General features: G+C 70.7%; 28 protein-coding genes. 13 read left to right on the plus strand and 15 right to left on the minus strand.

Features of this window, described 5'->3' with window-relative positions; all coding sequences use genetic code 11:
• Positions 1-6: 6 nt before the first annotated feature.
• Both ACK8OR_RS15410 and ACK8OR_RS15415 read right to left on the minus strand, forming a co-directional pair.
• Positions 7-966 (minus strand): DUF5996 family protein, encoded by a 960-nt coding sequence (locus ACK8OR_RS15410; protein WP_410190287.1) that lies wholly within the window; start codon positions 964-966, stop codon positions 7-9.
• 49 nt (positions 967-1,015) lie between these two features.
• A complete protein-coding gene (locus tag ACK8OR_RS15415; protein ID WP_410190288.1) occupies positions 1,016-1,852 on the minus strand; it encodes an alpha/beta hydrolase family protein in 837 nt (278 codons plus the stop codon).
• Positions 1,853-1,939: 87 nt separating this feature from the next.
• On the opposite strand from ACK8OR_RS15415, the gene ACK8OR_RS15420 reads away from it, so the two are divergent.
• The 4 genes from ACK8OR_RS15420 to dps all read left to right on the plus strand — a co-directional run bounded on the left by ACK8OR_RS15420 (position 1,940) and on the right by dps (position 5,401).
• Positions 1,940-2,506 (plus strand): TetR/AcrR family transcriptional regulator, encoded by a 567-nt coding sequence (locus ACK8OR_RS15420; RefSeq protein ID WP_410190289.1) that lies wholly within the window; start codon positions 1,940-1,942, stop codon positions 2,504-2,506.
• A 6-nt stretch (positions 2,507-2,512) separates the two neighbouring features.
• Positions 2,513-2,905 (plus strand): YidH family protein, encoded by a 393-nt coding sequence (locus ACK8OR_RS15425; RefSeq protein WP_410190290.1) that lies wholly within the window; start codon positions 2,513-2,515, stop codon positions 2,903-2,905.
• A gap of 43 nt (positions 2,906-2,948) precedes the next feature.
• Entirely contained in the window at positions 2,949-4,670 is a 1,722-nt protein-coding gene (locus ACK8OR_RS15430; RefSeq protein WP_410190291.1) for a DNA polymerase III subunit gamma/tau, read from the plus strand.
• Between the two features lie 251 nt (positions 4,671-4,921).
• On the plus strand, positions 4,922-5,401 hold the full coding sequence (gene dps, locus ACK8OR_RS15435) for a DNA starvation/stationary phase protection protein Dps (protein WP_410190292.1): 480 nt from the start codon (positions 4,922-4,924) through the stop codon (positions 5,399-5,401).
• A gap of 57 nt (positions 5,402-5,458) precedes the next feature.
• Here dps and ACK8OR_RS15440 read toward each other — a convergent pair whose 3' ends face one another.
• Positions 5,459-6,067 (minus strand): histidine phosphatase family protein, encoded by a 609-nt coding sequence (locus tag ACK8OR_RS15440; protein WP_410190293.1) that lies wholly within the window; start codon positions 6,065-6,067, stop codon positions 5,459-5,461.
• 157 nt (positions 6,068-6,224) lie between these two features.
• Here ACK8OR_RS15440 and ACK8OR_RS15445 point away from each other — a divergent pair, with 157 nt between their 5' ends.
• From ACK8OR_RS15445 to ACK8OR_RS15455, 3 genes are all read left to right on the plus strand, one after another.
• Positions 6,225-6,569: a YbaB/EbfC family nucleoid-associated protein gene (locus ACK8OR_RS15445; protein ID WP_410190294.1), complete on the plus strand. Its 345-nt coding sequence runs from the start codon at positions 6,225-6,227 to the stop codon at positions 6,567-6,569.
• Between the two features lie 5 nt (positions 6,570-6,574).
• Entirely contained in the window at positions 6,575-7,171 is a 597-nt protein-coding gene (recR, locus tag ACK8OR_RS15450; protein ID WP_410190295.1) for a recombination mediator RecR, read from the plus strand.
• 101 nt (positions 7,172-7,272) lie between these two features.
• Entirely contained in the window at positions 7,273-8,547 is a 1,275-nt protein-coding gene (locus tag ACK8OR_RS15455; RefSeq protein WP_410190296.1) for a GGDEF domain-containing phosphodiesterase, read from the plus strand.
• On the opposite strand, the gene ACK8OR_RS15460 is transcribed toward ACK8OR_RS15455, so the two are convergent.
• A complete protein-coding gene (locus tag ACK8OR_RS15460) occupies positions 8,544-9,185 on the minus strand; it encodes a ribonuclease T2 family protein (RefSeq protein ID WP_410190297.1) in 642 nt (213 codons plus the stop codon). The genes ACK8OR_RS15455 and ACK8OR_RS15460 overlap by 4 nt on opposite strands.
• Before the next feature lie 158 nt (positions 9,186-9,343).
• On the opposite strand from ACK8OR_RS15460, the gene ACK8OR_RS15465 reads away from it, so the two are divergent.
• Entirely contained in the window at positions 9,344-10,099 is a 756-nt protein-coding gene (locus ACK8OR_RS15465) for a DUF1013 domain-containing protein (protein WP_410190298.1), read from the plus strand.
• Between the two features lie 137 nt (positions 10,100-10,236).
• Here the strand turns inward: ACK8OR_RS15465 and ACK8OR_RS15470 are convergent, their stop codons facing one another.
• From ACK8OR_RS15470 to ubiA, 3 genes are read right to left on the minus strand one after another with little or no spacing between them, the layout of a single operon-like run.
• Positions 10,237-10,560 (minus strand): hypothetical protein, encoded by a 324-nt coding sequence (locus ACK8OR_RS15470; protein WP_298429805.1) that lies wholly within the window; start codon positions 10,558-10,560, stop codon positions 10,237-10,239.
• On the minus strand, positions 10,557-12,455 hold the full coding sequence (locus tag ACK8OR_RS15475) for an OmpA family protein (protein WP_410190299.1): 1,899 nt from the start codon (positions 12,453-12,455) through the stop codon (positions 10,557-10,559). The genes ACK8OR_RS15470 and ACK8OR_RS15475 overlap by 4 nt, the downstream gene beginning before the upstream one ends.
• A gap of 54 nt (positions 12,456-12,509) precedes the next feature.
• Positions 12,510-13,451: a 4-hydroxybenzoate octaprenyltransferase gene (ubiA, locus tag ACK8OR_RS15480; RefSeq protein ID WP_410190300.1), complete on the minus strand. Its 942-nt coding sequence runs from the start codon at positions 13,449-13,451 to the stop codon at positions 12,510-12,512.
• 12 nt (positions 13,452-13,463) lie between these two features.
• Between ubiA and ACK8OR_RS15485 the strand changes: the two genes are divergently transcribed.
• From ACK8OR_RS15485 to ACK8OR_RS15500, 4 genes are read left to right on the plus strand one after another with little or no spacing between them, the layout of a single operon-like run.
• Positions 13,464-14,198, plus strand: a complete 735-nt coding sequence (locus tag ACK8OR_RS15485; RefSeq protein ID WP_410190301.1) for a 16S rRNA (uracil(1498)-N(3))-methyltransferase — start codon at positions 13,464-13,466, stop codon at positions 14,196-14,198.
• Positions 14,195-14,989 carry a hypothetical protein gene (locus tag ACK8OR_RS15490; RefSeq protein ID WP_410190302.1) on the plus strand — a complete coding sequence of 265 codons (795 nt, stop codon included), beginning with the start codon at positions 14,195-14,197 and terminating at the stop codon, positions 14,987-14,989. The genes ACK8OR_RS15485 and ACK8OR_RS15490 overlap by 4 nt, the downstream gene beginning before the upstream one ends.
• Complete coding sequence (locus ACK8OR_RS15495) at positions 14,986-15,498, plus strand: hypothetical protein (protein ID WP_410190303.1); 513 nt, start codon at positions 14,986-14,988, stop codon at positions 15,496-15,498. The genes ACK8OR_RS15490 and ACK8OR_RS15495 overlap by 4 nt, the downstream gene beginning before the upstream one ends.
• A 55-nt stretch (positions 15,499-15,553) precedes the next feature.
• The gene (locus tag ACK8OR_RS15500; protein ID WP_410190304.1) at positions 15,554-16,924 is read left to right on the plus strand and encodes a glutamate--cysteine ligase; all 1,371 of its coding nucleotides are present in this window, start codon (positions 15,554-15,556) and stop codon (positions 16,922-16,924) included.
• Here the strand turns inward: ACK8OR_RS15500 and ACK8OR_RS15505 are convergent.
• The 8 genes from ACK8OR_RS15505 to ACK8OR_RS15540 form a co-directional block, all read right to left on the minus strand.
• Positions 16,918-17,163, minus strand: a complete 246-nt coding sequence (locus tag ACK8OR_RS15505; protein WP_410190305.1) for a hypothetical protein — start codon at positions 17,161-17,163, stop codon at positions 16,918-16,920. The two genes, ACK8OR_RS15500 and ACK8OR_RS15505, sit on opposite strands and share 7 nt — an antisense overlap.
• Positions 17,164-17,189: 26 nt before the next feature.
• Positions 17,190-17,636: a DUF805 domain-containing protein gene (locus ACK8OR_RS15510; RefSeq protein ID WP_410190306.1), complete on the minus strand. Its 447-nt coding sequence runs from the start codon at positions 17,634-17,636 to the stop codon at positions 17,190-17,192.
• Between the two features lie 90 nt (positions 17,637-17,726).
• Complete coding sequence (plsY, locus tag ACK8OR_RS15515; RefSeq protein WP_410190307.1) at positions 17,727-18,329, minus strand: glycerol-3-phosphate 1-O-acyltransferase PlsY; 603 nt, start codon at positions 18,327-18,329, stop codon at positions 17,727-17,729.
• The gene (gene pyrC / locus ACK8OR_RS15520; RefSeq protein ID WP_410190308.1) at positions 18,322-19,593 is read right to left on the minus strand and encodes a dihydroorotase; all 1,272 of its coding nucleotides are present in this window, start codon (positions 19,591-19,593) and stop codon (positions 18,322-18,324) included. The genes plsY and pyrC overlap by 8 nt, the downstream gene beginning before the upstream one ends.
• A gap of 40 nt (positions 19,594-19,633) precedes the next feature.
• Positions 19,634-20,173 (minus strand): hypothetical protein, encoded by a 540-nt coding sequence (locus ACK8OR_RS15525; RefSeq protein WP_410190309.1) that lies wholly within the window; start codon positions 20,171-20,173, stop codon positions 19,634-19,636.
• 52 nt (positions 20,174-20,225) lie between these two features.
• Positions 20,226-20,768, minus strand: coding sequence for a hypothetical protein (locus tag ACK8OR_RS15530; protein WP_410190310.1), 543 nt, complete (start codon positions 20,766-20,768; stop codon positions 20,226-20,228).
• Positions 20,769-21,093: 325 nt separating this feature from the next.
• Entirely contained in the window at positions 21,094-21,636 is a 543-nt protein-coding gene (locus tag ACK8OR_RS15535) for a hypothetical protein (RefSeq protein ID WP_410190311.1), read from the minus strand.
• Positions 21,633-22,565, minus strand: coding sequence for an aspartate carbamoyltransferase catalytic subunit (locus ACK8OR_RS15540; RefSeq protein ID WP_410190312.1), 933 nt, complete (start codon positions 22,563-22,565; stop codon positions 21,633-21,635). Before ACK8OR_RS15540 ends, ACK8OR_RS15535 begins: the two co-directional genes overlap by 4 nt.
• A gap of 329 nt (positions 22,566-22,894) precedes the next feature.
• Between ACK8OR_RS15540 and ACK8OR_RS15545 the strand changes: the two genes are divergently transcribed.
• A complete protein-coding gene (locus ACK8OR_RS15545; protein ID WP_410190313.1) occupies positions 22,895-23,686 on the plus strand; it encodes a uracil-DNA glycosylase in 792 nt (263 codons plus the stop codon).

Consider the following 23,686-nt stretch of genomic DNA (forward strand, 5'->3'; position numbering starts at 1 on the left):
GGCCGCTCAGACCGGGCGCGGTCGTCCCACCTCGCCCTCGGCACAATCCAGCGCCGCGCGGTCCCAGCCGCCCGTCTCGGCCGCCGCGTCGTAGGTCGAGCGCAAGAACGCCAGCAGCGTCCCCGCCGGATCGTCGGCCGCCTGCACCGCCGCGTAGGGCAGCAGGAACTCGCCCAGATCGGCGTCCCAGCGCGCCGCCTCCGGGGCCACCGTGCGGTCCGCGAACCCCTCGGGCCCGGGATAGGCATAGCTGTAGAACATCGCCTCGCCCGCCCCCGCGCCGGGCCAGAACCCCGCCGACGACACCTCGTGGCTATAGGCCTCGCGCGTGACCGCGTCGGGCAACGCGGGGATGCCGCCCGGATGCGGCGGCGCGCCCCGCCCCGAAAAGCGCGTCACGGCCAGATCGAACGACCCCCAGAAGAGATGCACCGGGCTGACCTTGCCCAGAAATCCCGTCCGGAACCGCTCGAAGACCGGCACGATCCGCAACAGCGCCTCGTGGAAGCGGCGCACCGCGTCGGCGTCATAGGGCCGCTCGACCCCGTCCTCGGCGAACGGCACCGGATCGGGCAGCTCGTTCGGCGCGCCGTGGATGTCGAAGCGCCCGCCCACGGCTTCGACCGCGCGCCGCAGCCGGTCGTGGAACGCCGCGACCGACATCGGCTCCAGCACGAACCCGTCCCTTTGGCCCGAGGCCGCCTCGGCCAGCAGCCGGTGATCGTGGAGGTCGAGCGTCAACGTGACGCAATCGCCCGGCCCCGACCCTGCGCCGCCACCGTGGATCGGCCCCGTCGTCAGCCCGCGCGGTGTCACATAGAGCGTCGCGTGCCACGAATGGTTCACCCAGGGCGTCTGCGACAGGCGGACCTTGCCCAGCATCTGGCACCAGAGATGCAGCGCGGTGCAGGTCTCGGCCCAGGGGGCATAGGGGATCTCGGGCCAGTTCCGGTTTGCGTCGGTCATCGGGTCACCTCCGGGTCACAGGCTGCGCCGAGACGCCTCGCCCGGCAAGTCAGTCCGACGGGCCCATCACGCTGTCCCAGGCGGGGCGGCCCCGCGCCCCGAGGATGTCAAGATGCCCGATCCGGCCCAATCCTACGGTGCGCGGTACGATCGTAACCTGACGCTTCCGCGCCTGCGGATAGGCCCGCATCAGCCGCCAGACAGAATGCGGCGGGCAGAGATCGTCATCGGCCACCGCGACGCATCGTATCTCGCAGGTCAGCGCGTGCGGGTTCGGGCGCCCCAGCGCCGGGTCGGCCGCGTGGAACCCGCGCGAGGTGCACCAGATGCGCCACTGGGCATAGACCTCCGCCGGAAGGTCGTGGCCGACCCGCATCGCACGCGCCGGCAGATACCCCAGCCGTCGCGCCAGCGGCGGCAGCACCGGCGACCAGAACGCCCGCGCCACCGTCTGGTATGGCCAGGGGTGATCGGTGACATGGACGGCACCCGACGCCACGGTGACGACCCGATCGATCCCGTCCAGCCCGGTCTGGAACGGCAGCATCATGCCCCCCAGCGAATGCCCGATCACCCAGAGCGGCGCCCCCGGCAAGGCGCCCCGCAGCCAGTCCCGCGCGGCCTGCTGGTCGAGGACGCCCCAGTCGGTCATCGTCGCGTCGCTGCCGCGCGCCGTGCCGGACGCGCCGAAATCGCGGTAGTCGTAGGTCAGGCAGGCGACGCCTCGCGTCGCCACCAGCCAATCCGCGAAGTCCGCGTAGAACCGGGCCGGAACGCCCGTCGCTCCGTGCAGCACCGCCACCGCACATGGCGTCGCCTCCGGGCGCATCAGCCGCCCGACCAACCTGCGGTCCCCGGACGGGATCGATACCGTCTCCGCCAGCATGCGCGCCTCCTTAGACCAAATGGTCTAGACCGTTTGGTCTAATCTGCACGACTGGACCGATCGGTCAAGCCATGTCAGTCCCGGGTCATGACGACCCAGCCGCCCGACACCCGCACGCGTCTGATCGATGCGGCCATCACGCTCTTTCAGGAGCGCGGCTATCACGGCACGTCGGTCGCCGATCTCCTCGCGCGGGCCGGGGCACCCAAGGGCTCGCTCTACCACCATTTTCCGCAAGGCAAGGCCGACCTCGCGCGCGCCGCGACCGACGCCACCTCGGACCTCCTTCTCGACATCGTGGCGCGGGCCTTCGACCCCGCCGACGATTTCGACGCCGGCACGCTGCGTCTTGCCGAGAAGTTCGCCCGCCTCTTCGAGCGCCATCCCCACTGGCGCACCTGCCCCGTCCAGACGCTCCTCCTCGACGGGCCGAGCGCCGAGGGCCGGGCCGCGGGGCTCGCGCATCTCGAACGCTGGATCGACGCCACCGCGCGCCAGGCCGCCCGTCTCGGCCATCCCGCGCCCGCCGAGGCCGCGCGCCGCCTCTGGTCGATGCTGATCGGCGTCTGGACCCTCGCGCGGGCCGAGGACGACCCCGCCCCCCTCCGCGCCTTGCCGGCCCTCCTCGGAACCGCGCCCGCCACCGGGGGTTGAGGCGACATGGCCGATACCCACCCCGACAAGTCCGACGCCGACACCAAGACGCAATGGGCCGAGGACCGCACCGATTGGGCCGAGGATCGCACCGTTCTCGCCAACGAGCGGACCTTCGCGGGCTGGATGCGCACCGGAATGGCCGCCATCGCCATCGCCGTCGGCCTCAAGGCCGTCTTCAACGAGGCCGAGCCGACCTGGCTCCCGAAGGGCGTCGCCACCGTCTTCATCGGCGCCGCGCTCATTATATTCTACGCCGCGTGGCGCAACTCGTGCAAAGGCCAACGCCGCCTCGACACCCACGACACCGAAGAGCAATCGACCAGCACCTTCGGCCTCCTCGCCTCGATCTTCTCGGTCGGCGCCGTGCTCGTCGGCGGCATCCTCTGGACGCTCTGACCGCACGGGCGCTACACAGGCCCCCTGACCGAGAGGGGCCGCGATGAGCGACGAGACCAAACCCGAATACCAGGTGCTCGCCCGCAAGTACCGCCCCGCGACCTTCGCCGACCTGATCGGCCAGGACGCCATGGTCCGCACCCTTCGCAATGCCTTCGCCGCCGACCGCATCGCGCAGGCGTTCATCCTCACGGGCATCCGCGGCACCGGCAAGACGACCACCGCGCGCATCGTGGCCAAGGGGCTGAACTGCGTCGGCCCCGACGGCACCGGCGGGCCGACGACCGATCCCTGCGGCGTCTGCGAGCCCTGCGTGGCCATCGCCGAGGGCCGCCATGTCGACGTGCTCGAAATGGATGCCGCGTCCAATACCGGCGTCGGCGACATGCGCGAGATCATCGACAGCGTGCATTACCGAGCCGCCTCGGCGCGCTACAAGATCTACATCATCGACGAAGTGCACATGCTCTCGAACAGCGCGTTCAACGCGCTCCTGAAGACGCTCGAGGAACCGCCGGCGCATGTGAAGTTCATCTTCGCCACCACCGAGATCCGCAAGGTCCCCGTCACGGTCCTCAGCCGCTGCCAGCGCTTCGACCTGCGCCGGATCGAGCCCGAGGTGATGATCGCGCACCTGCGCGGCGTGGCCACGAAGGAAGACGCCGAGATCGCGGGCGACGCCCTCGCCCTGATCGCGCGCGCCGCGGAGGGATCGGTCCGCGACGCGATGTCCCTGCTCGACCAGGCGATCAGCCACGGCGCGGGCGAGACCACCGCCGACGAGGTCCGCGCCATGCTGGGCCTCGCGGACCGGGGCCGGGTGCTCGACCTCTTCGACCTCGTCATGAAAGGCGAAGCCGCCGCTGCCCTGACCGAGCTCTCGGCGCAGTATTCCGATGGCGCCGACCCGATGGCGATCCTGCGCGACCTGGCCGAGATCACCCATTGGGTCTCCGTCATCCAGATCACCCCTGATGCCGCCGAGGACCCGACGGTCAGCCCCGATGAACGCGCCCGTGGCCAGGCCTTCGCAACTGGCCTCCCGATGCGGTCCCTGACGCGGACGTGGCAGATGCTCCTGAAGGCGCTCGAGGAGGTGGCCGCCGCCCCCAACGCCATGATGGCCGCCGAGATGGCCGTGATCCGCCTGACCCATGTCGCCGATCTCCCCTCCCCGGACGAGCTGGTCCGCAAGCTCCGCGACGCGCCGCCCGCCGGTCCCGGCGCCCCGGCCCCGCGCCCCGCCCCCGACCCCGGCGGCGCGCCCGTCGCCCGCGTGGCACGGGGCGGTGCGCAGCCCGCGCCGCAGGCCGGGGCCGAAAAGGCCCTCGCCCGGTTCGGCACCTTCACTGAGGTCGTCGAGCTGATCCGGGCCAATCGCGACGTCAAGCTGCTGGTCGAGGTCGAGACGGGCGTCCGCCTCGTCAGCTACCGGCCCGGCCGGATCGAGTTCGAGCCCGCGCCTGGCGCCGCGACCGATCTCGCGGCGCGGCTCGGCGGGCGGCTTCAGGGCTGGACCGGCGTACGCTGGGGCGTGTCCGTCGTGACCGATGGCGGCGATCCCAGCATCGCCGAGACCCGCGACGGCGAGGCACGGCGGATCGAGGCCGAGGCGCTGGCCCACCCGACGACGCAGGCCATCCTCGATGCCTTCCCCGGCGCCGAGCTGGTCGAGGTCCGCTCCCGCGCCGCGATCGCCGAAGCCGCCGCCGAGGAGGCGCTGGGCGAGGTCGAGGACGAATGGGATCCCTTCGACGAGGACTGACCGCGCTTCGGCATACGGACACGTCTCCTCGATCCTCTGGCCCGAAATACCTCGGGGGGCCCGAAGGGCGGGGGCAGCGCCCCCTCCGCGCCCGCGACCGGCGACGGCCCGGCCGCATGACGCAGGCCCCACCGCCGGGGGTCCGGGGGGCGTCCCCCGGCCCCGCCCGCGGGTCCCCGCGCCTTCGCCTGAAACCGAATCGTCCCCTTCCGTGTTGGCCCGTCGCAACCGCAGCGCCAAGGAGATCTCCCATGCCCGACAGCTTCGTCACCGGTATCGACCAACAGACCCAGGAACAGATGTGCGAGGAGCTCAACGCCCGCCTCGCCCAGGGCATCGACCTTCGCCTCGCCGTCAAGCAGGCCCATTGGAACCTGCGTGGCCGCGGCTTCATCGGCGTCCACGAGCTCCTGGACGAAGTCTCCGCCCGTCTCGGCGAAGGCACCGACATGATGGCCGAGCGCGTCGCGCTGATGGGCGGGTTCGCGCGCGGCACCACGCAGGTCGTGGCGGAGAAATCGGGGCTCGATCCCTATCCGGTCGAACTCACGGATATCGAGGATCACATCTCGGAGCTCGTGTCGCGCTTCAAGGTCTACGGCAAGGCCGTCCGCGAGAGCATGGACGCCGCGGACGAAGCGGGCGACGAGGACACGGCCGACCTGCTGACCGAGGTCAGCCGCATGGTCGAGAAGGACACCTGGTTCATCGGCGCAAACGCCGCCACCTGATGCGCGCTGCCCCACGGGTCCGCGCCCGCCCCGTGACCGCGGGGCGGGCGCTTCGCGTCAGAGGCCGGGCCAGGCATCGGGGGGGATCGACCCGAGAACCTCCAACGTGCCATCCGCGGGCGACAGGACGTACGCGACGCCCTGCGGCTCGGGATAGATACCGGTGACCGCTTCGAACGGATCGTCATGGCCGACGATCACCCGGTTCGTTCCGGCCTCGGGCATGACCAGAAGCGGCGCGACGCGCGCCCGCATCTCGGCCACTTGCGCCTCGGAATACTCCTCCGACGGCAGGAAGTTGAGCGCCTCGACCTCCTCGCGGCGACCGAAGGCGAGATCGGCCGTCTGCCACGCGCGGCAATATTCGCTCGACAGCACCTCGCCGACCGGGATGCCCAGCCGCTCGAACCCTTCGCCGATGCCGCGGGCCTCGGCCCAGCCCGACCGGCTGAGGACGCGCTGCGTCGCGCAGTCGCCCGGATCGGCCGTCACCTGGTCGGCATAGTCGCTCTCGGTGGCGGCGTGGCGGATATAGATGACATAGCCCCCCTCCTGCAGCCGCTCGACCAGCGTCTCCGGCGTGACGGTTTGGGCCTGTGCGGCCGCAGGAAGCGTCAACGCGGTGATGATGATCCGCACGAGCGGGTGGCGTTTGCGATCAGGCATGGCGGCGTCCTCCGGTGGGTTCCATAACCCATCCGTCGCTAACCTGACAAAAATAGTCAACATATTTCCGACAAGGTTTGTCGGATAAGCGGCCCGTTGCACCACAGGCTCGTCGTCGCTACCTCAGGGGGAACGCGATCCAAGGAGGAACGAGAAGATGTTCAAGGGACTGGGCGGCCTCGGCGACATGGCCGGGATGATGAAGAAGGCCCAGGAGATGCAGGCCAAGATGGGCGAGATGCAGGACGGGCTCGCTGACATCCAGGTCACCGGCGAGAGCGGTGCAGGCCTCGTCAAGGCGACCGCGACCGCCAAGGGGGATCTCGTGGCGCTCGATATCGATCCCTCGATCTTCCAGCCCGCCGAGAAGGAGATGGTCGAGGACCTGATCCTCGCCGCCATCAAGGACGCACAAGCCCGCGCCGCCGAGAAATCGCGCGAGGAGATGGGCAAGATGGCCGAAGGGCTCGGACTGCCGCCGGGCATGAAGCTGCCGTTCTGACGCCGATGGACGGGCATCGCGACATCGACGCCCTGATCGACATGATGGCGCGTCTACCGGGCCTCGGGCCGCGCTCGGCGCGCCGCGCCGTCCTTCACCTTCTCAAGAAGCGCGACGCGCAGCTCCTGCCGCTCGCGCGGGCGCTGGACGAGGTCGGGCGCAGTGTGCGCACCTGCCTCAACTGCGGCAACCTCTCGACCGGCGACATCTGCGCCATCTGCGCTTCCGATAAGCGTGCCAACGGGCAGGTCTGCGTCGTCGAGGACGTCGCCGATCTCTGGGCGATGGAGCGCGCGCAGGTCTTCGGCGGGCGCTACCACGTGCTCGGCGGCACACTCTCGCCGCTCGACGATATCGGCCCCGAGGATCTGCACATCCCCAAGCTGCGCGACCGCGTCACCGCAGAGGGGCTGACCGAGATCATCCTCGCGCTCAACGCCACGGTCGAGGGGCAGACCACCGCGCATTACGTCGCCCACGAGCTTGCCGGCCTCGACGTCGTCGTCAGCGGCCTGGCACAGGGGGTTCCGGTCGGCGGAGAGCTGGATTATCTGGATGGCGGGACGCTGCAGGCGGCCCTCTCGTCGCGCACGGCATTCTGAGGCCATGCTGTCGCCCCATTGGCCGCCTATCCCCGCGCGGATGAACGGGCTGTCTCGTACATGCCGCGCGGTCGCCACGGGCCGTCACGAGGATTGAGAACATGGCGCAATCTGACGTCCTGGCGATGGTCCGGCGCGGGCTCGCCCGCCTGCCGGGGCTGGGACGCGGCAGGGCAGCCGGGCCGGGCCCTCGGGGCGCGGCCTCGAAAGGCGGCGCGCTGGGTCTGCTCGATGTGGACGACCTGAAGGGGCTCAACGCTTCGTCGGATTTCGACACCGGCGACCGCCTGCTGAACGCCATCGACGACACGCTTCGCCGCGCGCTTCCGAAAGGGCTCGGGGTGGAGCGCTCCGAGAATGGGCGCTTCGTGCTCTGGCTGCCGGGGCTCGGCCTCGACGATGCGGCGGCCCTGACCGAACGGCTGCGCCATCTCGCGGCCTCCGTGGTGGTCGAGGGCACGACCGGCCTCATGGCCCGCACGCTTTCGGCCGGGGTCGTGCGGATCGGCACCGACGAGAGCCGCAACCGCGCCGTTCTCCACGCCGACAGCGTGCTCGCGCGGGCCAAGGCGCTCGGCGGCAACCGCACCGAGACCGCGCGCGCGATCACCTCGCCCTCGATCCTGCCGACCCGCGCCGAGGTCGAGGCCGCCATCGACAGCGCCGCGATCGAGTATCACCTGCAACCCATCGCCGATTTGCGCGACCGCGGCGTCGCGGGGTTCGAGGCGCTGCTGCGCTGGCGCAAGGACGATGGCGCGGTGGTCGGGCCCGCCCCCTTCGTCGACACCCTGGACCGCATCCCCGAGGCGGGCTCCGAACGGCTCGCCGATCTCGCCTGCGCCGCCGCCCGCCCCCTTCTGGCTGAGGACGGCGCCCACTACGTCACGTTCAACATCACCGGCGCCGTGCTCGACGGGCAAAACAGTCCCGGCTGTCGCTGGATGCGGCACCTGCTCGACACGTTACCACCCGACCGGATGGTGTTCGAGATCGTCGAGACGGCGATCGTCGTGAACCCCGCGCGCGCCGCCGACCTGATCGACAAGCTGCGGGCGCAGGGTTTGCGCATCGCGCTCGATGATTTCGGCACCGGACTGTCGAACCTCGAACGACTGCGCCGCTTCCCGGTCGACATCCTCAAGATCGACCGCAGCTTCGTCGACGGCCTCGGCGGCGCAGGCCGCGAAGAGGCGATCCTTGCCAGCTTGGTGACGCTGGCCGAGCGGCTGGGCACCGATATCGTCGCCGAGGGCATCGAGACCGAGCGCCAGGTCGAGACGGTGCGCGATCTCGGCATCCACTTCGGCCAAGGCTACCATCTCGGGCGCCCCGCGCGCGCGATGAACTGGCTGGGGACGGGCTCCGACGCCTAGCGCAGCGGCGCCAGCAGCGCCGCGTCCAGCGTGCAGTCGCGCACCACGTCCGCCCCGCAGCGCCGCGGCGCGAGATCCCGTGTCAGGCAGAGCCGCACCTCCTGGATGCGGCCCGCGCGGCAGGTCACCGTGATCCCGTCCGCCTCGAGCGCGGGATTGGCCTCGAGCCACGCGGCCTCGACCACATGCGCCGGCAGCGTCACCGCGCGTCCCAACTCGCGCAGGATCGCGGGGCGCTCGACCCGCTCATAGGCCAGCCGCGCCAGCCCAAAGTAGTCCTCCGCCGTCAGCCCCGAGCATCGGCCATGCTTCTTCCACTGGTGCCAGGCCAGCCCCGCCGATCCCATCACGTCCGCCATCGCCGCCGTCTGGCCGCGCGTCGCCTCGCGGTGGGGGGTGCGGCAATAGCTGGGCCAGCCGGTCTCGTATTGCGGCCAGAGCCCGTGGAGCGAGAAGCCCCGGCCTGCACCCGCCGCACATTCGGGCGCGCGGCGATCGTCGCCTTCCAGCGCGCACCAGGTCGGCGACCAGCTCAGCGACAGCACGTAGTAATCGAACGCGCCCGCGGCCTCGCCCTCGGCGGCGGCGGGCGACGTCAGGGTCGCAAGGAGGAAGCCGAGCAGGACAGTCAGGCGCATTTGAGGTCTTTCCGATCAGGATCGCCTTGCCTATATAGCGCTCCAAGTTCCCCGAAAGCGAGAACACGGCGACCCCGCCGCAGCCCCTGATCCGGGCGACGGGGAAGGTCCGTCCGCAGATCGGGATCCGGCAACTGGTCCGCATAGGAGCGCACGCGATGAACAAACCGATCATGGCCAAGGCCACCGCCGTCTGGCTGGTGGACAACACGACCCTCAGCTTCAAGCAGATCGGCGATTTCTGCGATCTCCACGAGCTGGAGGTGCAGGGCATCGCGGATGGCGACGTGGCCGTGGGCGTCAAGGGCTTCGACCCGATCGCCAACAAGCAGCTGACGCAGGACGAGATCGACGCCGCCGAGAAGGACCCGACGCGCAAGCTGACGCTTCTGCACAATCCCGCCTCCGACGGCGAGCAGAAGCGCCGCGGCCCCCGCTACACGCCCCTGTCGAAGCGCCAGGACCGGCCCGCCTCGATCCTCTGGCTGGTGAAGTTCCACCCCGAGCTGACCGACGCGCAGATCTCCAAGCTGGTCGGCACGACCAAGCCGACGATCCAGGCGATCCGCGAGCGGACGCATTGGAACATCCAGAACATCCAGCCGATCGACCCCGTTGCGCTGGGTCTCTGTAAGCAGTCCGAGCTCGACGCCGCCGTCCAGAAGGCGGCCGCCAAGACCGCCGCCGAGGGCGAAGTCATGTCCGATGACGAGCGCCGCAAGCTCGTGTCGACCGAGCAGTCGCTGGGCGCCGACCCCGACGGCCCCGCGATGCCCGCCTCGATGGCCGGTCTCGAGACCTTCACGCTCTCGGGCAATGCCGAGGATGACGAGCCCAAGGACACCCGCGACGTCCGCGACGCCGACAGCTTCTTCAACCTCCCCGAGGACGAGGACAACGACGACGACAAGTAGGCACCGAGTCCGGGCCGTGCTGGGGACGCGCGGCTCGGGGTACCGGGAGACCCGGTGTCAGGGTCGCATGGCGGGTCAATGCAGTGCGGCGAAGGTCGGGTTCGAGCCCTTAGCCGCTATTTCGGTATCCGGGCCCGTCAGGCGTTCAGGCTCTCGATATACCCGCGCAGCTCCGAGGCTTCCTGTCGGGCCTCGCGAAGGCCGTCCATCGTGGCCTTCAGCTCGGCCTCGGTCTGGCTGAGCTTGGTCGACAGCTCCTGCTCGCGGTATTGCAGGTAGGTGATCGCCTCGTCGCGCTGTTCCTCGGCCTCGTGGAGCGACTTTGCCATGTCCTCCAGCTCGGCCACGTCCGAGGTCGTCACCCGGCTGAAGCGGTAGACCAGCCAGGACGCGAACCAGCCCAGCACGAAGGCGACGAAGAGGATCACCGCGATGGCAATTACGAATTCGGTGCGGTTCATTCGGTCGATCCTTCGGTCTCGGCGGCATTCGCCCGCTCGCGCAGCGGCGAGGGTGCGTCGGCGTCGCGGCGGCCGAGCAGCGTGAACGTGATGCGACGGTTCGCCTCGCGGCCGCTCTCGGTATCGTTGTCGGCGATCGGATCGGCCTCGCCGAAGCCCGTCGCGACCAGCTGCGTGGGCGGCACGCCGCGCGACAGAAGGGCGGCGCGCACGGCCTCGGCGCGCTGCTGGCTGAGCGAGAGGTTCATCTCCTCGCGGCCCTGACTGTCGGTGTGGCCCCCGATCTCGAAGGCAGCGCGCTTGCAGTCGTCGAGCTTCGACGTCAGCCGCGAGAGCTGGCCGTCGCCCGCCTCCTCGATCACGGCCTCGCCCGGCGCGAAGGTCAGCTTCTGCTCGACGAGGATGGCGTTCAGCTCCACCTCGCATTCCTCGGGCGTGGGGATGTTCAGGACGGGGTCCAGCTCCTCGCGGTAATCGACTTCGATCCGGTATTCGGCCTCGGCCCCGAGCTTCGACGACAGCAGTCCCGAGATATCCGCCTCGGCGCGCGGATTGCCGGTGATCCCGCGGATCACCACGAGGTCTGGGCGGATCACGACCGACCCGTTCTCGACCCGCGACAGCGCGTCGAGCCCGGCGAGCACGCGCGCGGGCCAGCCCTGCGGCAGCGTCGCGTCGTTGCGGGTCGCGATATAGGTCCGCTGTACGCCGAACAGCGCGCGCCCGTAGCTGAGGACGGCATTCTCCTGCGCCTCGTCGAAGAGACGCCCGCGCAGCTGCACCTGCCCTTCGGGCGAGAGCGTGGCGACGAATTCCGGCGTGCCGGTCGCCGTGCCGGTGCCGTCGGTCTCGGCCGGTTCGGGCAGGACGGCGGTCAGCGCGAAGATATCCGGCAGCGCGGTCTCCAGCTCGGCGACGATGCGGTCGAAGGGGTCGCGCGGCGCGCCTTCATGGGCCGCCAGCGTGACATCCGCATCCGAGAGCGTGACCGACCCGCCGCCCAGCTCGGCCAGCGCACGGATCGACAGGGCCGCCGCCTCGCCCCAGGAGGCCGAAGGTACGCCCAACCCGATCTCGCAGCGCGCTTTGCCCTCGAATCCGGCATCGCCCGCGGCCGCGAGGATGCGGGTCCGGGCCTCGGCGCTGTCGACGGCGCAGGCCTCAAAGCGCGGCGCGGCGCCGTCGGGCATCACGAAGCGCAGCGTGAAGGGCGTGATGACCGGGCGCGGGGCCGCGATCTCCAGTTCCAGCGCGACCGTCTCGGGGCGGGCGCGCGCCAGTTCGGTCTCCAGCCGGGTCTTCTGCTCGGCGCTGTCGGCGACGGCGGTGACCGAGATGCGGCCCGGCACGATGCTGATCTTCGAGCGCGGCAGGTCCTCGAGCGTGGCGAAGGCGAAGCGCAGCGTCTCGTCCCAGGCGGGCGGCACGGCGTGATCCGCATTCTCGACCATCGACGTGACGTCGAGGGCCATGTTGGCGTTCAGCTCGGCCAGCAATTCGGACAGCATCTCGGGGCCACCCGCGCTGGGCACGAGGCCGATCAGCGACACGCCCGTCTCGTTGCGCAGGATCTCGAGCGAGAAGCGCGGGGCCGCGACCGGCTCGGACGCCTCGACATCCATGCCGTCGACGATCCGGCGGGGGTCGACCACCGTTCCGGCGCGGGTCACGGCACGCAGCCGCGCGGGCTCGCTCGGGGCAAGGCCGGTGAGGATCAACTGGAGGCCGTCGGTCTCGACCCCGGCCCAGCCCATTTCGGATGTGGCGAGCGTCGCGGCGACCGCGTTGCGCGACCGCTCCTCGATCACGCCGGCGGCCAGCCACGCGGCACTCGCGGCGCCCGCGGCGGCCAGCACGAATGCGGCGGATGTGGCGATCGTCGTCCTGCGGCTCATCGGTGTCCTGTCCATCCCCGCCTGCGTGATAGACCCGGCCCGCGCCGGGCACAATCAAAGCAATGCGGCGATGGCGAAAAACGGCAGGGGGATCAGGCCGGTCGTCCGGTTGGCCCGGAAAAGGCGCAGGCAGAGCGCCGGATCGGTAATGTCGAGCCGCGCCAACTGCCACGCCAGATGCCAGCCCATCGCCCAGACGCCCGCGAGCGCCACCAGCGCCGGCAGCGGATCGAGTGCCAGGAGCACCGCCCCCGAGACCAGAAGCACCGTCGCCGCGAGAAACGCGCGCAGCCACGGCGCGGGCGTGTCGCCGAAGCGCCGGGCGGTCGATTTCACGCCGATCAGCGCGTCGTCCTCGACATCCTGGTAGGCGTAGATCGTGTCGTAGAACAGCGTCCAGGCGATGCCGCCCAGATAGAGCAGGACCGGCGGCCAGCCAAGGCCGCCCGTATGGGCCGCCCAGGCCAGCAGCGCGCCCCAGTTGAACGCGAGCCCGAGGAAGACCTGCGGCCACCATGTGAACCGCTTGGCAAAGGGATAGACCGCGACCGGCAGGAGCGAGAGGATGCCCAGCGCGATGGCGCTCCCGTTGAAGGTCAGGAGGATCGCGAAGGACACGAGCGCCTGCGCCGCAAGCCAGGTCAGCGCGCCCTGCACCTCCACCTGCCCCGACGGGATCGGCCGCGACCGGGTGCGCGCGACGGAAGCGTCGATGTCGCGGTCTGCGATGTCGTTCCAGGTGCAGCCCGCGCCGCGCATCAGGAACGCGCCGATGGCGCAGCCCAGCGCGATCCAGATCGCGACGGGCCGGAACCCGGTCGCCGCGACGGCCAGCGTCAGGCCCCACCAGCACGGCAGCAGCAGAAGCCACGTGCCGATCGGACGGTCGGCGCGGCTCAGCCGCAGATAGGGCCGCGACCAGGCCGGGGCACGGGTGTCGACCCAGTTGCCCTTGACGGCGTCGGCCACCTGTCCTTGATCGGACGTGTCGGTCATGGAGGGCCCCCGATGGACAGCAAGGTCAGGCTGCACATAGCCGGTCCGCTCGGGGCGGGGCAATCGGTCGGGATCGAGAAGGCGCAGGCGCATTACCTCTCGGGCGTGATGCGGCTGGGGCCGGGCGACACGCTGACCGTGTTCGACGGCGTCTCGGGCGCATGGCGCGCGCGGATCGAGACGGTGTCGAAGCGCGGCGGCGTGCTGATCTGCGAGGACCCGGTGGCCCCGCAGCGCGATCCGCCGGACCTCTGGCTGTGTTTTGCGCCGATCAAGAAGGCCCGGACGGATTTCATCGTCGAGAAGGCGACCGAGCTGGGTGCCGCGCGCATCCAGCCCGTCACCACGCGGTTCACCAATTCCGAGCGCATCCGCCGCGACCGCCTGCAGGCCCATGCCGTCGAGGCGGCCGAGCAATGCGGCGGCACCTTCGTCCCCGAGGTGGCCGAGCTGGTCACGCTGGACCGGTTGCTGGACGGCTGGCCCGAGGGCCGCGCGCTGATCTTCGCGGACGAGGCACTGTCGGACGATCCCGACTGGGCCGGCGACGGTACGGCCGCGGCGATACCGCCGGCGCCCGCAGCGATCCTGATCGGACCCGAAGGCGGTTTCGCGGATGCGGAGCGCGCCCGCATCCGCGCCATGCCGCAGGCCGCGCCGATCGCGCTCGGCCCCCGCATCCTGCGCGCCGACACGGCGGCGGTCGCGGCCCTGACGCTCTGGCAATCGGCGCGGGGCGACTGGTGAGCGCACCGCGCCTCCTCGTGCTGACCGCGACGAATAGCGTCCACGCGGTCGTTCTCCGGCGCGGCCCGTCGCATCGTGTGGCAAGCTGGGGCTGGAACCGCGCCACGGGTACGCTCAGCTTCGGGCAATGGCTCTCGGGGCGGATTTTCCCCTTCCGCTCGGATCTCGCGCCGGACGGCGCGCATCTGGTCTATCTCGTGGATGGCGGGGCGACGGGCTACCGCACGGTGGTCAGCCGCGCGCCCTATCTCCACGCCATCGCGCAGGTGACGCAGACCGACGGCTGGCATGGCGGCGGGGCCTTCACGGCTGACGGCGCGCTCTGGCTCAACGGAACGGGGGCCCTGCCCGATTGCCCGCGCGAGATCCGCGTGACGGAGGACGCGCGGGCCTACCCGCCTACGAGCGACGGATTTCACATGGGCAACCTCCAGGTGACCAAACTCATGCGGCGCGGCTGGGTCCATGTCTCGGGCACGGGCTACGACGCGGTGCTGACCCGCGACCTCGCTGGCGGCTGGCGGCTGGGGCAGCGTTTCGTGCTCGGGACCGAAGACCGCGCACAGATTACGGCGCGCTACGACCTCGTCGATCCCTCGGGTGCGGCAATGCCCCAGCCGGACTGGGACTGGGCCGAGCCCTGGGGCGATGGCTTGCACGTCACGGCCGGGGGCCACATCTGGCAGATGGAGGCGCCCGACGCGCCGCCCGCCCCGCTGCACGATCTCGGCGGCCCCCTGCCGCCGCCCGTGCGCGCGCCCTATGACGACCGCCCCGAGGTGCCCCGATGATCCGCCCCGAAGCCACCGCGACGATCCTGCGCTGGCGCGAGGCGGTGCTGGGCGGCGCGGCGATCCTCTGGGGCGGCTGGCTGGTGGCGGCGTCATCGGGGCTGCCCGCGCTTTTCGGGATCGCGCTGGTGCTCGTGGGCGCGGTCCTGGCGCTCTCGGGGGTGCGCCACGCGCGGTTCCGGACCGAGGCCGAGGCGCCGGGCATCGTCGAGGTCGTAGAGGGTCGGATCACCTATCTCGGGCCGGTGATGGGCGGGACGGTCGCGCTGGACGAGTTGGCCGAGCTGGCCTTTCGCCGCTCGTCCGGGGGCGAAGCGTTCTGGCGGCTGACCCCGTTGTCGGGCGCGGCCGTCTTCATCCCCGAGGGCGCGAAGGGGGCCGAGGCGCTGCTCGACGCGCTGGCCCCGCTGCCCGGCTTCGATGGCGGCGCGATGGTGCGCGCGGTGCAGGGGCGCACACCCGGCCTCGCGATCCTGTGGCGCAGGCGGGGCGCGGCCGCCTTGACTTGACCCCGCCCGGCGCTCACTCGTCCGGGACGAGATGCGACCGAAAGGCCCCTGCCCCATGTCCATTCCCCAATCCGGCGGCGGCCCGATCACCGACCCCGCGCAACTGGCCGAATACATGGCCTCCGGCTGCAAGCCGAAGGACACGTGGCGCATCGGGACCGAGCACGAGAAGTTCGGCTTCTGCGTCGATACGTTGAAGCCCCTGCCCTATGACGGCGACCGCTCGATCCACGCCGTGCTCGCGGGTTTGCGCGACCGCTTCGGCTGGACCCCCGTCGAGGAGGGCGGCCACCTGATCGGGCTCGAGAAGGGCGGCGCCAATGTCTCGCTGGAACCGGGCGGCGCGCTGGAGCTGTCGGGTGCGCAGGTCGAGACCATCCACCAGACCTGCGACGAGGTGAACGACCACCTGCGCGAGGTGCGCAGCATCGCCGACGAGATCGGCGTGAAGTTCATCGGGCTGGGCGCCGCGCCGGTCTGGACCCATGACCAGATGCCGCTGATGCCCAAGGGCCGCTACAAGCTGATGGACGCCTACATGGACAAGGTGGGCACCATGGGAAAGGTCATGATGCGCCGCACGACGACGGTGCAGGTGAACCTCGACTTCGCCTCCGAGGCGGACATGGTCAAGAAGCTGCGCGTGGCGCTCAGCCTGCAATCGGTCGCGACGGCGCTTTTTGCCAACTCGCCCTTCTTCGAGGGCAAGCCCAACGGTCACAAGTCCTGGCGAAGCCGCGTCTGGCGCGATCTCGACGCATCGCGGACCGGCATCCCCGCCTTCGCTTTCGAGGACGGGATGGGGTTCGAGCGTTGGGCCGATTACGCGCTCGATGTACCGATGTACTTCGTCTACCGCGACGGCACGTATATCGACGCGCTGGGCATGTCGTTCCGCGATTTCATGCGGGGCGAGCTGCCCGCGTTGCCGGGTGAGGTGCCGACGCTGTCGGATTGGGCCGATCACCTGACGACGCTCTTCCCCGAGGCACGGATCAAGAAATACATGGAGATGCGCGGCGCCGATGGCGGGCCGTGGCGACGGCTCTGCGCGCTGCCGGCCTTCTGGGTCGGACTTATGTACGACGAAAGCGCGCTCGACGCGGCCTGGGACCTGGCCAAGAACTGGGACCAGGAGACGCGGTTGGCGCTTCGCGTGGCGGCCAGCGAAGACGGGCTGCAGGCCGAGGCGGGCGGCGTGAAGATGCACGACCTCGCGCGCGAATGCCTCGCCATCGCCGAAGCAGGTCTCGTGGCGCGGGGCAAGGCCGGGGCCGGCGGGCTGGTGCCCGACGAGACGCACTTCCTCAACGCCCTCAAGGAGAGTGTCGAGACCGGCAAGGTCCCCGCCGACGAGCTTCTGGACGACTATCACGGCAAGTGGGGCGGCGACCTCGACCGGATCTATGCCGAGCGGAGCTACTGAGGGGCTGACGTCACCGCCAGGTCGTCGAGAAAGGCCATCACCTTGGCCGCGGGCATTTCGCAGGGGCGCAGACGCGGCCCCGCCTCCAGCCGGTAGAGGTTGAGCGAGACGTAATCCGCGCCATCGAGACTGCGCGCCACCAGCTTCTCGGACGCCCCGCCCGCATGGAGCGCGCGCGTCACCAGCCAGTCGCGCCCCAAGGCACGCCCACGGAATCCGCCGACCGGAAGCGTGTCCAACAGATCGGCGGCGCGCGCGGCGTCGCTCAGCGGTCGACCTTCGGGATCGAACTGGACGCGACGGGTCCGGTCTCGGCCTGGCCCAGCGCGCCGGGTGCCAGCGGATCAGGTCCGAAGCGGTTCGGCCCCTCGGTGCCCCGCCGGATCCAGAACGCGAAGATCAGGATCAGCCCACCGATCAGCGGCACGAGGCAGAGAAGCATCCACCAGCCGCTCCGGTCCCGGTCATGGAGCCGGCGGATGGCGACGGCGATCGAGGGGACGATGATTGCAAGCGCGAAGACGAAGCCGAACAGGCCGTTCACGTCGCCGTCCTCGTTCACGCCGAAGATTACACGGTCGATAAGAGAGATCGCGAGCCCGGCCACGAGCGTGAACAGGTAGAACCACCAGAATTCCGACCGGGCCGCGCGTCCCGAGAAGGTGGCGTATTTCTCGCGCAGGACCGTGCGCACCGCGTCCGTGAAGGTCATCTCAATCTCCGAGCCGAATGCGCGCGATCATGTCAGAGGATGCGCGGTTGTCAAAGTCCGGTGGGCCCGGGTCCGGTCGGTCGAGGGACATCATTTCTGGCCGATCTTCGGTTCGGTCCCGGCGGCGATTCGGCTGATATTGGCGGTGTGGCGGTAGAAGATGAGGGCCGCCAGCGCCGCGCAGAGAAGCGCCGCGCGCGGGTCGATCCAGAATGCCCAGAGCGGGGTCGAAGCCGCCGCGACGAGGGCCGCGAGCGAGGACATGCGCAGGACGGCGGCCACCGCGAGCCACGTCGCGCAGGCCGCGAGGCCCAGCGGCCATGCCAGCGCCAGCAGCGTCCCGAGGAAGGTCGCCACGCCCTTGCCGCCGTGAAAGCGCAGATAGATCGGGAAGCAGTGCCCGAGGAAGGCCGCGAAACCCGCAAGTTGGGCCGCGTCCTCGGCCAGGAGTGCGCGGGCAATCAGCACGGCCGCCCCGCCCTTCCCGGCATCCCCGATCAGCGTCAGGAGTGCGGCGGGCTTCGAGCCGGTCCTGAGCACGTTGGTCGCGCCGATATTGCCAGACCCGATCGCCCGCAGGTCGCCCAGCCCGAAGAGCCGCGCCATCACGATGCCGAAGGGGACGGACCCGAGCAGGTAGGCGAGGACGGCCGTCACGGCGAGGAGGACGGGGGGCGTGACGATCTCAGGCATGGGCGGTCGCCTCGCCGTGGACGCGCGTGCCGCCGACCCAGGTGCCATGGACGCGGCCCTGCATCCGGGCGCCGTCGAAGGGCGTGTTCTTCGACTTCGACGCCATCGTCCAGCGGTCCAGCACGAAGGGCGCATCGGGGTCGAAGAGCACGAGATCGGCGGGCGCGCCGGGCGCCAGCGTCCCGCCCTCCAGCCCGAGGCGGCGGGCGGGTGCGGTCGACATCGCGCGCCAGAGCGTCGGAAGGTCGATCATGTCCGCATGGACGAGGCGGAGCGCGGCAGGCAGCAGCGTCTCGAGGCCGACGGCCCCGGGGGCCGCCTCCTCGAAGGGGCGGCGCTTCGATTCCTCGTCCTGCGGCGTGTGCATCGACGAGACGATGTCAATCTCGCCCGCCGCCAGCGCCTCGGCGATGGCGATGCGATCGGTCTCCTCGCGCAAGGGCGGGACTAGTTTGAAGAACGTGCGATAGTCGGCGACGTCCATCAGGTTGAGCGTCAGGTGATGGATCGAGGTGCCGAACGTTGTGTCGAGGCCCGCGTCCCGCGCACGCCGCAGCGCGGGCAAGGCCGTGGCACTGGTGATCTGGTCAGCATGCCAGCGCGCGCCGGTGGCCTCGACCAGGGCGAGGTCACGCTCCAGCCCCAGCCGTTCGGCCAGGGGCGAGACGCCGGGAAGACCCCGCAGCGACGCGAACTTGCCCGATGTCATCGCGGCCCCCGCCGACAGGCCCGGATCCTGCGGGTGCCCGATCACCAGCGCGCCCATCGACCGCGCATAGGTCAGGCAGCGGGTCAGGACCTTGGTGTCGGCGGTGACATGCGTGCCGTCGGTGAAGGCGACCGCGCCCGCATCCATGAGAAACCCGATCTCGACCATCTCGCGACCGGCGCGGCCCCGCGTCAGGGCGGCCATGTGCCGAACGCGCACCGGGGCGTCGGCGGCGCGGGCGCGGGCCTGGTCCAGCATCTCCGGGCTATCGATCGGGGGCTGAGTGTCGGGGCGGCAGACGATTGTGGTGACGCCGCCTGCCGCGGCAGCGGCGCCAGCGGTGCGAAAGCTCTCCTTGTGGCGCTCGCCCGGCTCCCCGACCTTGACGCCGACATCCACGAGACCCGGTGCCAGGCAGCGGCCCCGGCAATCGATTACCTCGGCCGCGGGACCGGCGGCGGCGATGCGTCCATTCTCGATCCGGAGTTCGCCGCGCGTGTCGGTGCCCGCGACGGGGTCGATCAGGCGGGCATTGGTGAAGAGCGTGGCGGCCATGCCGCCGGTGCTAGCGGGGCCGCGCCCGCCGCGCAACGCCTCAGAGGATCGCCACCAGCAGCCCCGCGAGGACGAGCGCGCCCAGCACGATCCAGACGATCGTCTTCTGCTGGAGCGGCGTTCCGGTCGCGGCGCCGGGCGTGGCGATGCGCGGCTCGCGCGCGGCGGGCGGCAGGGTGACGGGCGTGTCGTCGGCCTGCGCGGTGCTGTAGCTGCCGATATGGGTCAGCTCGGGACGCGGGGTCAGCGTCGCGACACCATCGACCGCGCGAGGCGCCAGCACGACCACGTCGCCCGAGAGCGCGTCCAGCCGGGCGGCATCGGCGGAGAGCGCGTCTGCGGGGATGTCATGGGCTTGCGCGAGATAATCACGAAGCGTCATCGGCGCGATATCGTCGATGGCGAAGACCTCGGCATAGGTCGCGTCGACCGATGCGCCCAGCGCCGTCTCCAGCGGCAGGGCATCGGCGGGCGGGTCGGTGAGCTGCGACAGATAGGTCTGATGCGCGAGACGCAGGGGGCCGTCGGAGACGGAGAAGACGTGGATGCGCGGGTCGTTCGGGGGCAGCGTCAGGGTCATGTCGGGCCTCGTGGGGTGCGGGTGTTCCACCCACCCAACGCACGAGCCCGCGTCAGGGTTCGGACGCCATCGCGCGCAAGGCCAGACCGTAGACCGCACGGGGGTCGTCCAGCGCGTCGAAGCCCAGGCGGCGGGTCGAGGTCTCGCCGTCGCTGTCGCGCTCGACCCGGTTGATGAACTGCACGCCGCCGCCCGGTCCGTCGGTCAGGGTGATCGCCTCGGGATCGAGGACGATCCGCGTCAGCTTGAGCGCGAACCAGCGGGTCGCCACGTAGGCCGCCCGGTCGGTCAGCGCGTAGCGGATGCGCCGGGGGCCGAGGCGGTGGTGAAGGGCCGGGCCAAGAATCATGGCGAGGCCCACGCCGAGGAACGGCAGCGCGAAACAGGCGAGCGCGATCGCGCCGGCGACGTTCCACGGGTTCGGCGCGAGGAATGCGGCGGCGGTGGACAGCGTCGCGATACCGGCGGCGAGGAACGGGATGCCGAACGCGGCGATCAACAGCGTCGCCCAGGTGAGCATCGGACGCGACCCCGGCGCGCCGGTCCAGAGGATCCGCTCACCCGGTCCGATCACGTCGTGCCACTCGGTCTCCATACCCGGTGGGCTAGCGCGCGATTCGGGCGAATTCGCGGCCACGGGACGCGGCCCCGGCGGGTCGTCCCGCGGGGCTTGGAGTGGGCTCGGGTTCGACGCGGGGTCGAGGGTGAGGACGGCGCCGCCCTCGGTCGAGGGGCGGTTCCTTCGGGCCTGCCGGGGCGTTCAACCCCCGGCGTCCGGGCCTATCGCGCGATTCCCCCGTGTCCGGCGGCGTGACCCGCCCGACCCATGGAACCTGTCCTTCATGTCGTCGACGGGATCGTTCTTGGGGCGAGCGGTTAAGGAAAGGTGAAAGCAAGGCGAGCGGGCCGAACCCGTAGGATCAGTCGCGCAGCATCGCGTCGCGCTCGCGGACGATCAGCCGGTGGACGGCTGCCGCCTCGGCGATGCGCTCGAAACCGATCCGCCGCTGCCGCGTCCGGGTCTGGCCATCGGGATCGCGACGTTGCCACGCCTCGCGGGCGAAAAGGACCGTGGGCGGGTCGCCGTCGATCAGTTCGACCTCCTCCTCGGGCGTGATCGCATAACTCCTGAGTCGACGCGCGCCGATCCGCGGTTCGGTGGCGATGAACCCGCGTCGGTTCGTCAGCGTGTAGACCGTGCCCGCCAGACGAACGCTGTCGCCGATCAGCGCCCAGAGCGTCAGTCCAAGTCCCGGAAGAAGGAAGATCACCCCGATCAGCCACCACGGACCGGGCGTTCGCGAACCGATCACCATCACGGCGACGGCGACCCCGGCAAAGACGAGGCCGAGGGACGCCATCGCGACTATCGGCAGATCGGGACGCCAGCGCGGATCGGGCCGCCCCTGCCAGAGGATCGTCTCGCCCTTCTGCAGAAGGTCGTCCCAGGTTGTGGCAATCATGCCTCGGACTTCAGGTTCGCCGCCAGAAGGTCCATCGCGGCCATGCGGACGGCGACGCCCATCTCGACCTGTTCCTGGATCACCGAGCGATTGATGTCGTCGGCCAGCGTTCCGTCGATCTCGACGCCGCGGTTCATCGGGCCGGGATGCATGACGATGGCGTCGGGCTTGGCATGGGCCAGCTTGGCCGCGTCGAGGCCGTAGCGATGGTAATACTCGCGCTCGGACGGGATGAAGCCGCCATCCATGCGCTCGCGCTGGAGGCGGAGCATCATCACGACATCCGCGTCCGCCAGCCCCTCGGCCATGTCGTCGGTGACTTCGACGCCCAGCGCGCTCGCCTCGGCGGGCATCAGCGTGGGCGGCCCAACGAGCCGCACGCGGTTCTCCATCTTGCCCAGCAGGAGCAGGTTCGAGCGCGCGACGCGGCTGTGCGCGATGTCGCCGCAGATGGCCACGGTCAGGCGGTGCAGGCGGCCCTTGGCGCGGCGGATGGTCAGCGCGTCGAGCAGGGCCTGCGTCGGATGCTCGTGCCGCCCGTCGCCCGCATTGAGGACGGCGCAGTTTACCTTCTCGGCCAGAAGGTTGACCGCGCCTGAATGGGGATGGCGCACCACGAGGATGTCCGGGCGCATCGCGTTCAGCGTGAGCGCCGTGTCGATCAGCGTCTCGCCCTTGGTCAGGCTCGAGGCCTGCATAGCCATGTTCATCACGTCCGCCCCCAGCCGCTTGCCCGCGATCTCGAAGCTGGCCTGCGTCCGGGTGGAGTTCTCGAAGAACATGTTGATCTGCGTCAGCCCCGCCAGCGCATCGCCATGCTTGTCCCCGGCCCGCGTCGCCTCGGCGTAATGGTCGGCGCGGTCGAGCAGCGTGGTGATCTCGACCGGATGCAGCGGCTCGATCCCGAGGAGGTGGCGTTGGGTGAACATGGGCGGTTACTGCGGCGACGGACCGATGCGATCAAGCCCCCATCGCCCGACATCGGCATGCCCGGCCGCGTCCCGGGCCAAGGGGGGGACCGGGATGGACATCGCTTTCGCGATGGATGACCGGCTTCTCCGGTTTGCGATCGACCCCGCCCGAAGATTTTATCGTAGCGGGGGTCGGCGAAGTCTTTCTGGTGTTCCGCCGGACGTTCGCGCGGACGGCGTCTGCGCAGGTGGCGCCGGCGTGCCGGGAGATTTTCGACCGGGTGACCGCCGCGGCCGCCGGCCAGTCCGACTGGCCCCCGCGGACGAGACCCGTTAGCACTCCGCCCATGCTCGAGCCCATTTCCCCCGCAGCGCTGCGTGCCGCACTCGAATGGCAGCTCGAGATGGGCTGCGACGAGGCGATCGGGGAGGCGCCGCTCAATCGCTACGCCCTGCCCGATCGGATGCCGCCCGCCGCGTCCGCAGCGAACGTCACCGCTCCGGGCCCTGCCTCCGCCCCGATGGTCGCGCCCGCCGCCACCGATCCCGTAGCCGAAGCCGAGCGAATGGCCGCCGAGGCGGGCGACCTGGCCGCGCTCCAGGCCGCGCTCGCCGCCTATCCGTGGTGCGACCTGCGGCTGGGCGCGCGCAACCTCGTCTTCTCGGATGGCGACCCTGCGGCGCGCGTGATGATCGTGGGCGAGGCACCGGGCCGCGAAGAGGACCGCGCGGGCCGCCCCTTCGTCGGGCAGGCGGGGCAACTTCTGGACCGGATGCTGGCCGCCATCGGCATGTCGCGCGACAGCGAGGCCCGCGACGCGGTCTACATCACCAATGTCCTGCCCTGGCGGCCGCCGTCGAACCGCGATCCCGAACCCGAGGAGACGGCGATGATGCTGCCCTTCGTGCGGCGTCACATCGCGCTGGCCGATCCCGAAATCCTCGTGCTGATGGGCAACCATGCCTGCGGCGCGCTGCTGGGCCGCAAGGGCATCACGAGGATGCGCGGCCACTGGGCCGAGGCCGAGGGGCGACCGGCGCTCCCGATGTTGCACCCGGCCTACCTTCTGCGCCAGCCCGCCGCCAAGCGGGACGCCTGGGCGGATCTTCTGTCGCTCGCGGCGCGGCTGCGCGCCTGA

Source organism: Jannaschia halovivens, from assembly GCF_046452375.1.
Classification (GTDB): domain Bacteria; phylum Pseudomonadota; class Alphaproteobacteria; order Rhodobacterales; family Rhodobacteraceae; genus Jannaschia; species Jannaschia halovivens.